Annotated in this window: 12 protein-coding genes, 1 tRNA gene and 1 pseudogene; 5 read left to right on the plus strand and 9 right to left on the minus strand. The window is 69.5% G+C overall.

What is annotated here, in order from left to right; genetic code table 11:
• Window positions 1–282: 282 nt before the first annotated feature.
• From J5X75_RS39120 to J5X75_RS39140, 5 genes and pseudogenes are all read right to left on the minus strand, one after another.
• Complete coding sequence (locus J5X75_RS39120; protein ID WP_208472776.1) at window positions 283–1368, minus strand: calcium-binding protein; 1086 nt, start codon at window positions 1366–1368, stop codon at window positions 283–285.
• Window positions 1369–1480: 112 nt separating this feature from the next.
• Window positions 1481–1723: pseudogene (locus J5X75_RS39125) on the minus strand (hypothetical protein); the annotation flags it as partial.
• A gap of 16 nt (window positions 1724–1739) precedes the next feature.
• Complete coding sequence (locus J5X75_RS39130; protein ID WP_208472778.1) at window positions 1740–2384, minus strand: HNH endonuclease family protein; 645 nt, start codon at window positions 2382–2384, stop codon at window positions 1740–1742.
• Window positions 2385–2445: 61 nt separating this feature from the next.
• A complete protein-coding gene (gene leuA, locus J5X75_RS39135) occupies window positions 2446–4167 on the minus strand; it encodes a 2-isopropylmalate synthase (RefSeq protein ID WP_208472779.1) in 1722 nt (573 codons plus the stop codon).
• Window positions 4168–4357: 190 nt separating this feature from the next.
• A complete protein-coding gene (locus tag J5X75_RS39140) occupies window positions 4358–5119 on the minus strand; it encodes a hypothetical protein (RefSeq protein WP_208472780.1) in 762 nt (253 codons plus the stop codon).
• A gap of 163 nt (window positions 5120–5282) precedes the next feature.
• Between J5X75_RS39140 and J5X75_RS39145 the strand changes: the two genes are divergently transcribed.
• From J5X75_RS39145 to cutA, 3 genes are read left to right on the plus strand one after another with little or no spacing between them, the layout of a single operon-like run.
• Window positions 5283–6548: an aspartate kinase gene (locus J5X75_RS39145; protein ID WP_208472781.1), complete on the plus strand. Its 1266-nt coding sequence runs from the start codon at window positions 5283–5285 to the stop codon at window positions 6546–6548.
• An 8-nt stretch (window positions 6549–6556) separates the two neighbouring features.
• Window positions 6557–7624 carry an aspartate-semialdehyde dehydrogenase gene (locus J5X75_RS39150; RefSeq protein ID WP_208472782.1) on the plus strand — a complete coding sequence of 356 codons (1068 nt, stop codon included), beginning with the start codon at window positions 6557–6559 and terminating at the stop codon, window positions 7622–7624.
• Window positions 7621–7944, plus strand: a complete 324-nt coding sequence (cutA, locus tag J5X75_RS39155) for a divalent-cation tolerance protein CutA (protein WP_208472783.1) — start codon at window positions 7621–7623, stop codon at window positions 7942–7944. The genes J5X75_RS39150 and cutA overlap by 4 nt, the downstream gene beginning before the upstream one ends.
• A gap of 374 nt (window positions 7945–8318) precedes the next feature.
• Here cutA and pyrE read toward each other — a convergent pair whose 3' ends face one another.
• Window positions 8319–8846: an orotate phosphoribosyltransferase gene (pyrE, locus tag J5X75_RS39160; RefSeq protein ID WP_208472784.1), complete on the minus strand. Its 528-nt coding sequence runs from the start codon at window positions 8844–8846 to the stop codon at window positions 8319–8321.
• A gap of 150 nt (window positions 8847–8996) precedes the next feature.
• Between pyrE and J5X75_RS39165 the strand changes: the two genes are divergently transcribed.
• Window positions 8997–9266: a hypothetical protein gene (locus J5X75_RS39165; protein ID WP_183224301.1), complete on the plus strand. Its 270-nt coding sequence runs from the start codon at window positions 8997–8999 to the stop codon at window positions 9264–9266.
• 110 nt (window positions 9267–9376) lie between these two features.
• Here the strand turns inward: J5X75_RS39165 and J5X75_RS39170 are convergent.
• Window positions 9377–9453: transfer RNA gene (locus J5X75_RS39170), tRNA-Pro, on the minus strand.
• Window positions 9454–9527: 74 nt separating this feature from the next.
• Window positions 9528–10421 carry a metallophosphoesterase gene (locus tag J5X75_RS39175; protein WP_208472785.1) on the minus strand — a complete coding sequence of 298 codons (894 nt, stop codon included), beginning with the start codon at window positions 10419–10421 and terminating at the stop codon, window positions 9528–9530.
• Between the two features lie 25 nt (window positions 10422–10446).
• Between J5X75_RS39175 and J5X75_RS39180 the strand changes: the two genes are divergently transcribed.
• Window positions 10447–10899: a GatB/YqeY domain-containing protein gene (locus tag J5X75_RS39180; protein WP_208472786.1), complete on the plus strand. Its 453-nt coding sequence runs from the start codon at window positions 10447–10449 to the stop codon at window positions 10897–10899.
• A 54-nt stretch (window positions 10900–10953) separates the two neighbouring features.
• Here J5X75_RS39180 and J5X75_RS39185 read toward each other — a convergent pair whose 3' ends face one another.
• Window positions 10954–13365: a transglycosylase domain-containing protein gene (locus J5X75_RS39185; RefSeq protein WP_208472787.1), complete on the minus strand. Its 2412-nt coding sequence runs from the start codon at window positions 13363–13365 to the stop codon at window positions 10954–10956.
• Window positions 13366–13457: the final 92 nt, after the last annotated feature.

Below are 13457 nucleotides of genomic sequence, written 5' to 3' on the forward strand. Positions count from 1 at the left end.
CCAAGCCTTGATCGCCCTGGCCCGCCGCCTGATCGACGTCATCTGGGCCCTGCTGCGAGACGGCCGTGAGTTCCATCCCTCACCGCCGATCACGCCGTACGCGGCTTGACATGGTCATTGAAACTCCCCCGTACCGAGAACTTCCATCGATGGCGCGAGATCAGCTGATTCGCGGTTGGCGATGGAAGCCCACCCCGGTCCGCGTCCAGCGCGAACCGGGGATGCTCAACCTGGCACGAAAGGATGACCTACCTGATGTCGAGATAGGACCGGGCGGTGGGATCAGCGCTCGCAGTACTGCTTCACGTCGTTGGTGTACGCGAAGCAGAGGTCCCCGGCCGGGGTGCCGTCCATGCCGCCGTTGAGCAGGTCGGCGTCGGTGTTGTCGCCGCTGTCCCGGCCGTCCAGGCGGTCGTCGCCGCCGTTGCCGTACAGCTTGTCCTTACCGGGTCCCCCCGACAGCACGTCGTTGCCGGCGCCGCCGGAGAGCTGGTCGTCACCGTCCCAGCCCAGCAGGCTCTGGTTGCCGTCGTAGCCGTAGAGCCGGTCGTTGCCCTCGCCGCCGTAGGCGATCTCGAAGTCGGCGGCCAGGGTGTCCTGCTCCCGCCCGTTGTTTCCGCCGCTGCCGGCGGTCGCGTGAAGGTTGACGACGACCATGGTGCGGTAGGTCCGGTAGCTCACGGTGTCCTGGCCCGGACCGCCGTAGACCTTGTCCCGGTCGCCGCTGATCCTGGTGTTGTGCATGTCGACGAGGTCGTCGCCGGCCCCGCCGTACACCTGGTCCTTGCCGTTGAACCCGATCAGGTGGTCGTTGCCGGCGCCGCCGTCGAGGTAGTCGTGGCCGGTGTCGCCGCTGACGAAGTCGTTGCCGACGCCGCCGTAGAGCTTGTCGTCCGCGGTGCCGCCGGAGATCCGGTCGTTGCCGCCGCCACCGGCGAGCACGTCCTTGCCGGACTGGCCGTACAGGTAGTCGCCGGAGGCGCCGCCGTAGACGGTGTCCGTGCCGGAGCCGGCCCAGGCGATCAGGCGCAGCACGGTGCGGTTGGTGATCCGGTCCGCCTTGTCGTACGTGAAGACCCGGACCCGCGCCGTCACCACGTCGGTGACACAGGTGACCTTGGTCTTGTCGCCCCGGACCGGCTTGCAGCCCGTGCCCGCCTTGATCGGGTACTTGTCGTCGATGACGACGGCCCGGTCGGTCGTGGTGACGACCACCCGGTTGGCCTTGCCGGACGCGGCCTTGTATTCAACGGTGGTGCCGACCGTCGACGCGACGCCGACCGAGGCGGCCTGCGCCGCCACCGGCGCGGCGAGCACCCCGACGCCGATGCCCGCCAGAAGCGTCATACCGATGCGGAACAGCTGCATGATGGTGCCTTTCATCCCCGTGGGCCGTTGCGGTCGATAGGTGCGATGCACTCGCCGCGACATCGGTTCGCGGTAACCGGTAACGACTGTGTAACGCCCACGTGGACCGTGGTCAACCCTCCGGACGGTGCAGCAGGCCGACCGCGACGGTGTGCACGGCGTCCAGGCAGGCGGCATCGGCGAGCGCGGCACGGCCGCCGGTGACCGTGTACCACTCGTCGGCGTCCTTGTACTGCACGCGCACGGTGACCTGACCGTCGGCGAACTCGGTGCGCAGGGTCAGGTCACCGGTCACCACCCCGACCTCGTCGGTCATCACGCCGCCCGGGCCGGGCACGATGTCGGTGGTTCGGCTCTGCTCGTCGGCCATGTCAGCAGGTCCCCAGCATCTCGGTCAGAGAGGTCCGCTCCTTCTCCGTGACCGTGAGTTTCCAGTAGGACTTCACTTCAATCCAGTCCTGAGCGTACGAGCACCAGCTGCTCCGCTCGGCCGGTTTCCAGGTCGACGGGTCCTGGTCGCCCTTCGACCGGTTGGACGAGGCGGACACCGCGAGAAGCTGCGGGCGGTCCAGATCGTTGGCGAAGTCGCCGCGTTCGTCGTCGGTCCATTTGTCGGCGCCGGAGCGCCAGGCGTTGGCGAGCGGGACCATGTGGTCGATGTCCACCTTGGTGGGCGAGGTCAGTACCACGCCGTCGTACCGGCTGGTCCAGGTGCCGGCCACGACGTTGCAGCCGGAGAGCTTGACCTTGTCGCCGTCCCGTTCCAGCACGGTGTCCCGGACGTCGCAGTTCGCACCGGCGTCGCGCCAGTGCGGGAACCTGTCCCGGCTGTAGCCCTTCATCGAGTGGGGCTCGGCGACGGTCAGCTCGGTCAGCAGATCGGCGGCCTGCCCCACCTGCCCGGACTCGGGGAAGGGTGCGGTGTTGCCGGGGGAGGAGTCGACCACCGTGCAGCCGGTCAGCAGGGCGGCGGTCAGGGTGAGGGGAAACCATCGAAAGGCGTTACTCGGGGGCACGTACCCCAGGGTAAGGGCGACCCCCGCGTGCCGCAGATCGCCGCACGCGGGGGAGTGAACCTCAGCTCGCGCGGTTGACCGCGCTGGTCACCGCTTTGATGGACGCGCTCACGATGTTGGCGTCGATGCCGACGCCCCAGACGGTCACGTCACCCACCTCGCACTCGACGTACGCCGCGGCCTGCGCGTCGCCGCCCGAGGTCAGCGCGTGCTCGTTGTAGTCCAGCACCCGCGCCTTGATCCCCAGCGGGGCGATGGCCTGCACGAACGCGTCGATCGGGCCGTTGCCGACACCGGTCAGCGACCGGCGTTCGGGGCCCAGCGCCACCTGGGCGTCGATCTCGACCTTGCCGTCCACCGTCGCCGTGCTGTAGCCGGCCACCCGGATCGTCGGGTCGGACTGGTGCTCGACCAGGTACTCCTTGGCGAAGTAGTCCCACATCTGCTGCGGGGAGACCTCGCCGCCGTCGGCATCGGTGTGCTGCTGCACCACGCCGGAGAACTCGATCTGCAGCCGCCGCGGCAGATCCAGCTTGTGCTCCTCCTTCATGATGTACGCCACGCCACCCTTGCCGGACTGCGAGTTGACCCGGATGACCGCCTCGTAGGTGCGGCCCACGTCCTTCGGGTCGATCGGCAGGTACGGCACGCCCCACGTGAAGTCGTCGATCGGGGTGCCGGCGTCGGTGGCGTCGGCCTCCAGCGCGGAGAAGCCCTTCTTGATCGCGTCCTGGTGCGAGCCGGAGAAGGCGGTGTAGACCAGATCGCCCGCGTACGGGTGACGCTCGTGCACCGGCAGCTGGTTGCAGTACTCCACGGTGCGCTTGATCTCGTCGATGTTCGAGAAGTCGATCTGCGGGTCGATGCCCTGCGAGAACAGGTTCAGCCCCAGGGTGACCAGGTCGACGTTGCCGGTGCGCTCGCCGTTGCCGAACAGGCAGCCCTCGATCCGGTCGGCGCCGGCCAGCAGGCCCAGCTCGGCGGCCGCCACCGCGGTGCCCCGGTCGTTGTGCGGGTGCAGGCTCAGGATGACGCTGTCGCGCCGCGGCAGGTTGCGGTGCATCCACTCGATCGAGTCGGCGTACACGTTCGGCGTGGCCATCTCCACCGTGGCCGGCAGGTTGATGATCAGCGGCCGGGCCGGGGTCGGGTCGATCACGTCGATCACCGCCGAGCAGATCTCCAGCGCGTAGTCCAGCTCGGTGCCGGTGTACGACTCGGGCGAGTACTCGTAGAAGATCTCGGTGTCCGGGGTGTGGATCTCCGCGTACTTCTGGCAGAGCCGCGCGCCGGTCGTCGCGATGTCGGTGATGCCGTCCCGGTCCAGGCCGAACACCACGCGCCGCTGCAGCGTCGAGGTCGAGTTGTAGAAGTGCACGATCGCGCGCTTGGCGCCGCGGATCGACTCGAAGGTGCGGTCGATCAGGTGCTCCCGGCACTGCACCAGCACCTGGATGGTGACGTCGTCCGGGATCAGGTCCTGCTCGATCAGCTGGCGGACGAAGTCGAAGTCGGTCTGGCTGGCCGCCGGGAAACCGACCTCGATCTCCTTGTAGCCCATCTTCACCAGCAGCATGAACATCCGGCGCTTGCGCTCCGGCGACATCGGGTCGATCAGGGCCTGGTTGCCGTCCCGCAGGTCGACCGCGCACCAGCGCGGCGCCTTCTCGGTGACACGGCCCGGCCACTGGCGGTCGGGCAGCGCGATGGAGAACTGTTTCTGGTACGCCTCGTAGCGCTGGAACGGCATCGGGCTGGGCTGCTGAGGGCCGTAAACGGACATGTGGGACTGCTCCAGTCAGGAAGAAGACGAGCAGGCGGCGTGCGTCACCTCCGCGACGAGGTGCCGACCTGGGATGGGGCCTCGTCGCGGCAGCGAAGGAGAAGGTTCACCTGCCACATGTCGCCAGCCACGTTACGTCAACCGTTTGCGTACGGCCATCCGAACGCCCGGATCGTGGGAAGGGCGACGGTCAGGACGGGGCCAGGACACTCGGCTGGACCACCGGCGGCGGGCTGCTCATACCCATCGGCTGACCGGCCACCTCCGGGCCGGGCAGTTGGAGGGTGGGCGGCCCGGCGACCTGACGGACCAGCTTGAGGACGCCGTACTCGACCCGGGCCGCGGTCAGCAGGCCGTCCGCCGAGTAGCAGTAGATGCCGACGTCCACCGGCGGGTCCAGGGCGGCGCTCACCGAGTCGACGGCGTAGCAGGAGCCCTGCGCGCCGGCCAGCGGCCGCACCGCGGAGACCGCCAGCGGCGCCTTCCGGTCGGTGAAGACGGTCAGCCACTGCCGGAAGAGGCGCTGCACCTTCGGGTCGTACCGGCGTGGCACCTTGTCGCCGCGCTCGGCCACCCGGACGCAGGTGGGGCTCACCGGCTGGGTCGGCGTGGTCAGGCCGCACTGGTAGACGCCGGTCGCCACCTTGATCACCGTGACGCCGGCCGTGCCGCCGAGCGCGCCGAGCGGGATGTCCACCCGCCAGGTGCCGTCGTCGGCGACCGAGGCGACCACGTCGCGCGGGCTGCCGTCGCCGACGTCGAACGTGTACAGGGCGGCGTACCGGCGGTCCAGGGCCAGCGCGGCCAGTCCGGCCAGCTGATCCCGGGCCTCGGGCCCCGGGTCGGCGACCGATGCGGCGGTCTCCGGAACCGCTTCGGGGGCACTCTCACTGCCGCAGCCGGCCAGACCGAACGCCAGCACGGCGACGGTGAACGCGGAGGGAAGGCGCATCGCGACATTCTCGCCCCATACCGTGCGATGCCCCCGGGTACGGCGGCCTGCCGCCCCCGGCGTGTCGCGCCGGCCCGGCCGGATTCTGGGATCGCCTGTCGAGGTGGACGAGTCGCGCGGCTAGGGTGGTGACGATCCGTTTAGCCGAAGGAATGGTTTCGCCGTGGCTCTAGTGGTGCAGAAGTACGGTGGTTCGTCGGTCGCGAACGCCGAGCGCATCAAGCGGGTGGCCGAGCGCATCGTGGCCGCCCGGAAAGCCGGCGACGACGTGGTCGTCGTGGTCTCGGCGATGGGCGACACCACTGACGAGCTGCTCGATCTCGCCAACCAGGTCAGCCCGCTGCCACCCGGCCGCGAGCTGGACATGCTGCTCACCGCCGGCGAGCGGATCTCGATGGCGCTGCTCGCCATGGCGATCCACAACCTGGGCTACGAGGCCCGGTCCTACACCGGCTCCCAAGCCGGCGTGCTGACCACCTCGGTGCACGGCAAGGCGCGGATCATCGACGTCACCCCGGGCCGCCTGCGGACCGCGCTCGACGAGGGCGCCATCGCCATCGTCGCCGGTTTCCAGGGCGTCTCGCAGGACACCAAGGACATCACCACCCTCGGCCGCGGCGGCTCCGACACCACGGCCGTCGCGCTGGCCGCGGCGCTGCACGCCGACGTCTGCGAGATCTACACCGACGTGGACGGCGTCTTCACCGCCGACCCGCGGATCGTGCCGGACGCCAAGCACATCAAGAAGATCACGTACGAGGAGATGCTCGACCTCGCGGCGGGCGGCGCGAAGGTGCTGATGTTGCGATGCGTGGAGTACGCGCGCCGGTTCAGCGTGCCGATCCACGTACGCTCTTCGTACTCGAACAAAGAAGGCACGCTCGTCACCGGCTCGATGGAGGACCCTGACGTGGAGAACGCACTGATCACCGGGGTCGCGCACGAGCGCAGCGACGCGAAGATCACGATCGTCGGCGTGCCCGACGAGCCCGGCGCCGCCGGCCGCATCTTCGAGACGGTCGCCAAGGCCGAGATCAACATCGACATGATCGTGCAGAACGTGTCGACCGAGGGCACCGGCCGCACCGACATCTCGTTCACCCTGCCGAAGGCCGACGGCCAGACCGCGATGAACGCGCTCGACAAGATCAAGGACCAGGTCAAGTTCAAGGGCCTGCTCTTCGACGACCACATCGGCAAGGTCTCGCTGGTCGGCGCCGGCATGCGCTCGCACCCGGGTGTCGCCGCCGAGTTCTTCGCCACCATCGGCGCCGCCGGTGTCAACATCGAGATGATCTCCACCTCGGAGATCCGGGTCTCGGTCGTCTGCCGGGACACCGACCTCGACACCGCGGTGCGCGCCGTGCACGCCGCGTTCGAGCTCGGTGGTAACGAGGAAGCCGTCGTCTACGGCGGTACCGGCCGGTAACCCGGGCGATGGCGCAGCCCACGCTCGCCGTCGTCGGAGCCACCGGCTCCGTCGGGTCCGTCATGCTCGAGCTGCTCTCGTCCCGGCGCAACGTCTGGGGCGAGATCCGGCTCATCGCGTCGGCGCGGTCCGCCGGCAAGACGCTGACCTGCCGCGGCGAGCAGCTCGACGTCCACGAGCTGACCGCCGAGGCGTTCGACGGCGTCGACGTGGCGATGTTCGACGTCCCCGACGCGGTGTCCGGGCACTGGGCGCCGATCGCGGTCTCCCGGGGCGTGACCGTGGTGGACAACTCGTCCGCCTTCCGGATGCGGCCGGACGTTCCGCTCGTGGTGCCCGAGGTCAACCGCGAGGCGGTCCACGACCGCCCGGTCGGCATCGTGTCCAGCGCCAACTGCACGGTGGCCGCGATGATCATCGCGGTGTCGCCGCTGCACGACGAGTACGGTCTCCGCGAACTCGTCCTGGCCTCCTACCAGGCGGCCTCCGGTGCCGGTCAGGCCGGTGTGGACACCCTCCACGACCAGCTCACCAAGGTGGCCGGGGACCGTCTCCTCGGCGGCCGCCCCGGCAACGTGCGGCAGGCCGTCGGCGACGATCTGGGCCCGTTCCCGGCCCCGCTGGCGCTCAACGTGGTGCCCTGGTCCGGTGAGCCGGCCGACCTGGGCTGGTCCTCCGAGGAGCTGAAACTCCGCAACGAGTCCCGCAAGATCCTCAGCCTGCCGGCGCTCAAGGTCTCCGCCACGTGCGTCCGGGTCCCGGTCGTCACCGGCCACTCGATCGCCGTGCACGCCGTCTTCGCCGCCGAGGTGACCGCGGACGGCGCCCGCCAGGTCCTGCGCAACGCCCCCGGCGTCATCCTGGTCGACGACCCGGAGGCCGGCGAGTTCCCGATGCCGATCGACGCGGTCGGCACCGACCCGTCCTGGGTGGGCCGCATCCGCCGGGCGATGGACGATCCTCGCGCCCTGTCGTTCTTCGTCACCGGCGACAACATGCGCAAAGGCGCCGCCCTCAACACCGTCCAGATCGCCGAGCTGATCGCCGCCGAGATCGCCAAGGGCGCCCCCGCGTGACCGGTATCTGCGAGGTGATCATCACGGCGGCCGATCCGGAGTGGCTGGCCGCCTTCACCCGCCGCCTGATCGAGGACCGCCTGGCCGCGTGCGGCCAGCAGATCACCGCGATCCGCTCCCTGTACCGCTGGGACGGCGCCATCCAGGACGACCCCGAGGCCCGGGTGGCCCTGCACACCCGCCTCGACCTGGTCGACCGGATCATCGAGCGCGCCGACGCCGAGCATCCCTACGACGTCCCCTGCGTTCTGGCCCTGCCGATCCTCACGGCCAACCCGGCCTACATCGCCTGGGTCCAGGCCGAAACCCAAACCCCTTAGACCCTTTCCCTGTACGCACAAAGCCGCGACCCCCTGCCGGGTCACGCCTGTGCCGCCCCCGCCGGGCGTAGATCGCCGGGCACGCCCCCTGTTTGTCGTGTCGGGCTTTCGCTGGCGCCGACGGCGTCCGTCAAGCTTCAAGATCGCGAAAGCGAAAGCGGGGTGGAGGCGGCGGCAGGTGGGTGCGGGGCGCCTGGGTGGGCCTGCGGGAGCGGCGACCTCAGCCCGGCGGGCGCGGCACAGGCTTGACCTGGCAGGGGAGCGCGGGGAGCTTCGGGACCGGGTTGCTGCGGTTGTCGGCGGCTGTGCCCGTACCGGAAAAGGGGGGTTTGCCCTGTCGCGGGCCCTGGGTGGGCCCGCGAGCATGGCGACGATCAGGCGGCGGCGTCCAGGTCTGCCCTGGTCAGCAGGGCTCGGAGGGTGATGCCCTCGGCGGCCAGAGCCTGGGTGCCGCCCTCCTGGCGGTCGATCACGCAGAGCGCGTGGTCGACGTGTGCGCCGAGCTTGCGCAGGTCGTTGGTGGAGAGGACGACCTGGCCGCCGGAGGTGACCACGTCCTCGACGATCAGGACGCGGCGGCCGGCCACTTCGGCACCCTCGGCGAGGCGGGCGGTGCCGTACTGCTTGGCCTGCTTGCGGACGAAGGCGGTGGGCAGCTTCGCGTGCCGGGCGAGGGCGGTGACCACCGCGATGCCGCCCATTTCCAGGCCGGCGAGCACCTCGGTGCCTTCGGGAATGAGTACGGCGAGGCGTTCGGCGAGCTGGTCGAGCAGGACCGGGTCGGCCTCGAACTGGTACTTGTCGAAGTATTCGGTGGCGGTCCGGCCGGAGCGGAGGGTGAATTCGCCGGTGAGGCGGCTCACGCTGCGGACCTGGCGGGCGAGGTCGATGGAGTCTGTCACAAGGTCCCAGCTTGTCAGGCCGGTCATGGCGGGTGGACGCCGCCCCTCGTGGTCACCCGTTGGCGTATTCGATCACCGATCCTACGCAACGTATGTCTGTTTGGTGTAGCTTTCGCCTGATTACTGGCTCGCGCCCGGAAGGATAGTTCTGTGACACCCTTCGCGATGCTCTTCCTGCTCGCCCTCGCCGGATCCTCGTGTTTCGCCCTCGGCCGCGCGCTGGGCCGTGGCGAGCGCTACGAGCGCGGTTACCGGGAGGGCTTCCGCGACGGCGAGACCGGCTCGCTCGCCCGCGCCACCCGGCTCATGCAGCTCTCCGATCGCCCGTCGATCGCCCCGGTGGTGGAGTCGATGATCGGGCCCTACGCCGTCCCCCAGCAGATGGCTCTGCGCACGGTCGGACCGCAGCTGGCCCTCTGAGCGTCACCGGCCGGGCTCTTCGGTGAGGGCCCGGCGTCAGCGAACCGCCCCCAGAACGGATCAGGGCCGGCTCTCCGTTTCCGGAGACCGGCCCTTACCTGTTGCAACTCTGGTCGGGGTGGCGGGATTTGAACCCACGGCCTCTTCGTCCCGAACGAAGCGCGCTACCAAGCTGCGCCACACCCCGTCGCTGCGAGATAAATACTAGCGGAGGCCGTCCGGGGTTCCACAACCGGTATCCCCGAAACGGGAAACCGCAGGTCAGCGCGGGATCAGGGTGAGCAGCGAGGCCTCCGGACGGCAGGCGAACCGGATCGGTGCGGTGGGGTGGGTGCCCAGTCCGGCCGAGACGTGCAGGAAGGCGTCCGACCCCGGCCAGCGGTGCAGGCCCTTGGCCATCGAGGTGGGCAGGTCGCAGTTGGTGGTGAGCGCCCCGTAGCCGGGCACGCAGACCTGGCCGCCGTGCGTGTGACCGGCCAGCAGGAGGGCGAACCCGTCGGCGGCCATCCCGTCCAGCACCCGCTTGGCCGGGGTGTGGGTGACGCCGAGGTGCAGGTCGGCGCCGTTGCTGATCGGGCCGGCCACCGAGGGGTAGTCGTCGCGCTCGATGTGCGGATCGTCGACGCCGGCCATCTCGATGGAGCGGCCGCCGGCCTTCACGACGGTGCGGGCGTTGTTGAGGTCGGCCCAGCCGGCGTCCACGAAGCAGGCGCGCAGGTCCTCGGCGGGCAGGTCGACGCCCTGCACGTACTCCCGGTCGGGCAGCAGGTACTGGAGCGGGTTCTTCCAGACCGGGCCGCGGTAGTCGTTGGAGCCGAAGACGAACGCGCCGGGCAGGCCGAGCAGCGGGTCGAGGGCGCGCAGCACGCCGGGGATCGCGTCCGGGTCGGCCATGTTGTCGCCGGTGACCACCACCAGGTCCGGGTCGGCGCCGGCCAGCGCGGCCACCCACTCCTGCTTGCGCCGCTGGCCGGGCATCATGTGCAGGTCGCTCAGGTGCAGGATGCGCAGCGGCTCGGCGTCGGGCTCCAGCACCGGTACGTCGAAGCGCCGGAGCGTGAACATGTTCCGCTCGACGAGTGCGGCATAGGCGAGCGTCGCGCCGCCCAGCGCGGTGAGAGTGGCGGCGGCCGAAATAAGGGAGCGCTTACGCATGCCCGCAAGGGTAGTTTCTCCGTCCATGGGAACGTTGAAAGACCGCCTGAACGATGACCTGCACGCCGCCATGAAGTCCCGGGACGACCTGATCACGTCGACGCTGCGGATGGCTCTGGCCGCGGTCCGGACCGCCGAGGTCGCCGGGAAGGAGGCCCGCGAGCTCACCGACGCCGAGGTGCTGGCGGTGCTGACCAAGGAGGCGAAGAAGCGCCGGGAGGCGGCCACCGCCTTCGCCGACGCCGGCCGGACCGACCAGGCGGCCAAGGAGACGGCCGAGGGCGAGGTGCTGGACCGCTATCTGCCGAAGCAGCTCACCGACGCGGAGATCGCCGATCTGGTGACCCGGGTGCTGGCCGAGGGCGGTTTCACCGGCAAGGCGCAGATGGGCCAGGCCATGAAGGCGGTTCAGGCGGCCGTGGCGGGGCGCGCGGAGGGCGGCCGGGTGGCGGCCGAGGTGCGGCGTCAGCTGGTCTGAGCGGCAAGCAGAACGGGCGGGAGAGTGACTCTCCCGCCCGTTCTCTGTTCCGCGCTAGTTACGCCTCGGTGGTGTGCTGGGGTTCTGGCCGGGAACCTGCGGTTCCTTCTCCTTCTTCCCGTTACTGATCTCCATGACCACCGCGCCGTTCTTGATGGTCCGGCCGGACGGGTTGGTGCCCGCGACGGTGCCCTTCGGGCAGTCCGAGTCGACCTCGGCGCCGGTCGAGACGTGGAAGCCGGCGTCCTCCAGGCGGTTGCGGGCCGACGAGACCGAGTCGCAGGTCACGTCCGGGATCGAGCGCTGCTCACCGAACGCGATCTTGGTGCTGCCCGGCTTCTTGAACTGCACCTTCTCCTTGCCCTCCATGTACTCCTTGACGGTGTACTGGACGGCCGGGTTGATGATGTCGTGGTCCATCTGGTCCTTGTGGTCCGGATAGTCCGGGTTGGCCATGTAGCCCGCGACGACGATCTTCGTGGTGCCGACGATCAGTGAGGCGGTCTTGGACGCGTCGGTGGTGCCGGACTTGCCGAAGACCGGGTGCCCCACGATGCCCTTGGTGGGACCGGCGGTGGCGCCGTTGCAGGCGCCGAGCTGGGCCGAGTCACCGACCGGGCAGCGTGCCGCGTCCAGGGCGGCCCGGGCCACGTCCTTCGGGGTGGCCTGGATGCAGTGCGGCTTGCCGACGTCGATCTTCTCGCCGTCCTGCGTGGTGATCTGCTCGACCGGGGTCGGCTGGCAGTACTTGCCGTCACCGGCGAGCGTCGCGTACGCGTTGGCCATGTCGAGCGGGGTCGAGGCCGAGACGCCGAGGGAGAAGGCGCCCCACTGGCGGGCCGACTCGGGGTCGTTGGCGTACTTCGCGTCCGGGTCCGGAACCCGGAACTGCACGCCGAACCGCTTGGCGACCGCGACCACCTTGTCGGCGCCCACCCGCTCCTGGAGCGGGATGAAGTAGGTGTTGATCGACTTCGCGAAGGCGGACCACATCGTGTAGACGCCCTCACCGCCGCCGCCCGCGTTCTTCGGGCAGTAGTAGCCGCCGCACGAGGCCGGGCCGGAGCCGACCGGATATCCGGAGTGGTAGACCTTCTCCGCCTTGATCGTGTAGCCGAGGGGGTAGCCCGCCTCCAGCGCCGCGATGATCGGGAAGATCTTGAACACCGAGCCGGCCTGGTAACCGGTGATGTCGCCACCACCGCTGAGCAGCGGGTTCGTCGTGTACGGGTGGGTGCCCCGGATGCCCTTGGACCGCTTCTTCGGATCCGAGGACATCTCGTTCTGCGGGTTGTCCGGGTCGTCGAGCTTGTACTTGCGGTTGGTCGCCAGCAGGCGCACCTTGCCGGTGCCCGGCTCGATGCCGGCCAGCAGCAGCGCGTTCTCGCTCTTGTCGGACTGCCGCTTGGCGATCTCCCGGCGGGCGCCGGCCTCACCCTTGAGGTCCATCGTGGTGACGATCCGGTAGCCACCGCTCTTGAGGCGGCGGTCCCGGTCGTACGTGGTGGCGCCGAACGCCTCCTGGCTCAGCCACCAGCGGTGGAAGTAGTCGCAGAAGAAGCCCCAGTGGTTCTTCGCCACCGAGACGCAGCCGCTGCCCACCTGGCGGACCTTGGTGGGGACCTTGGCCTTCTTCGACTCGTCGGCCTGCGCCTGGGTGATGGCGCCCATCTCGACCATGGCCGGGACGATGTAGTTGTCGCGGCGCGCGGTGATCTGCTCGTTGCCGCTCGGCGTGGTGGGGTTGAACGCGCTCGGCGCCTTCACCATGCCGGCGAGCATGCCGGACTCGGCGACGGTCAGGTCCTTGGGCTTCTTGTTGAAGTAGACCTGGCTGGCGGCGTAGACCCCGTAGGCCTGGTTGCCGAAGGGCGCGATGTTGAGGTAGCGCTCCAGGATCTGGTCCTTGGTGAGCTGCTTCTCGATCTGGAGCGCGTACTTCATCTCGGTGACCTTGCGCTTCGGGCTGTCCTCCGTCGCGTCGATCACCTCCTGCGGCTTGGTGGCCGAGTAGGCCAGCGACATCCGCACGTACTGCATGGTGAGCGTGGAGGCGCCCTGCTGCGAGCCGCCCTGGTTGTTGCTCACGAACGCGCGGGCGATGCCCTTGAGGTCGACGCCGTTGTGCTCGTAGAACTTGCGGTCCTCGGCGGCCAGGATCGCGGCCTGCATGTGCTTCGAGATGTCCTTCAGCGGCACGTCGCTGCGGAACTCGTCGTAGAACACGGCGATCTGGGTCTTGCCGTCGGACGCGTACACCCGGGTGATCTGCGGTGAGCTGAACTCTTTGAGCTCACTAGGCAGATTCGCGAACGTCTGACCGCCCGCCTTGGCCGCTAGGCCGGTCATCGCGGCGGCCGGGAACGCCGCCGCCGCCACGACCACGCCGGCCAGCAGGCCGCATATCAGAAGCGAGGTCGCGTTCGTGAAGATGTTGTGATCGCGTCTGCGAAACCAGGAGGACACGCGAGCAGGGTACGCGAACAACGCACGCGCGTGCCCCCCGAGAGAGCCACCCTCGCCCGATACGAGTGTGGCCTGTCCCCCCTGTCGGCGGA

Source organism: Actinoplanes flavus, assembly GCF_017592555.1.
Classification (GTDB): Bacteria; Actinomycetota; Actinomycetes; order Mycobacteriales; family Micromonosporaceae; genus Actinoplanes; species Actinoplanes flavus.

What these genes read in the sequence shown, in the direction of transcription:
- J5X75_RS39120 (WP_208472776.1), bottom strand. Translation starts at nt 1,368, where the DNA reads ATGCAGCTGTTCCGCATCGGTATGACGCTTCTGGCGGGCATCGGCGTC.
- leuA (WP_208472779.1), bottom strand. Translation starts at nt 4,167, where the DNA reads ATGTCCGTTTACGGCCCTCAGCAGCCCAGCCCGATGCCGTTCCAGCGC.
- J5X75_RS39140 (WP_208472780.1), bottom strand. Translation starts at nt 5,119, where the DNA reads ATGCGCCTTCCCTCCGCGTTCACCGTCGCCGTGCTGGCGTTCGGTCTG.
- J5X75_RS39150 (WP_208472782.1), top strand. Translation starts at nt 6,557, where the DNA reads ATGGCGCAGCCCACGCTCGCCGTCGTCGGAGCCACCGGCTCCGTCGGG.
- J5X75_RS39175 (WP_208472785.1), bottom strand. Translation starts at nt 10,421, where the DNA reads ATGCGTAAGCGCTCCCTTATTTCGGCCGCCGCCACTCTCACCGCGCTG.
- J5X75_RS39180 (WP_208472786.1), top strand. Translation starts at nt 10,447, where the DNA reads ATGGGAACGTTGAAAGACCGCCTGAACGATGACCTGCACGCCGCCATG.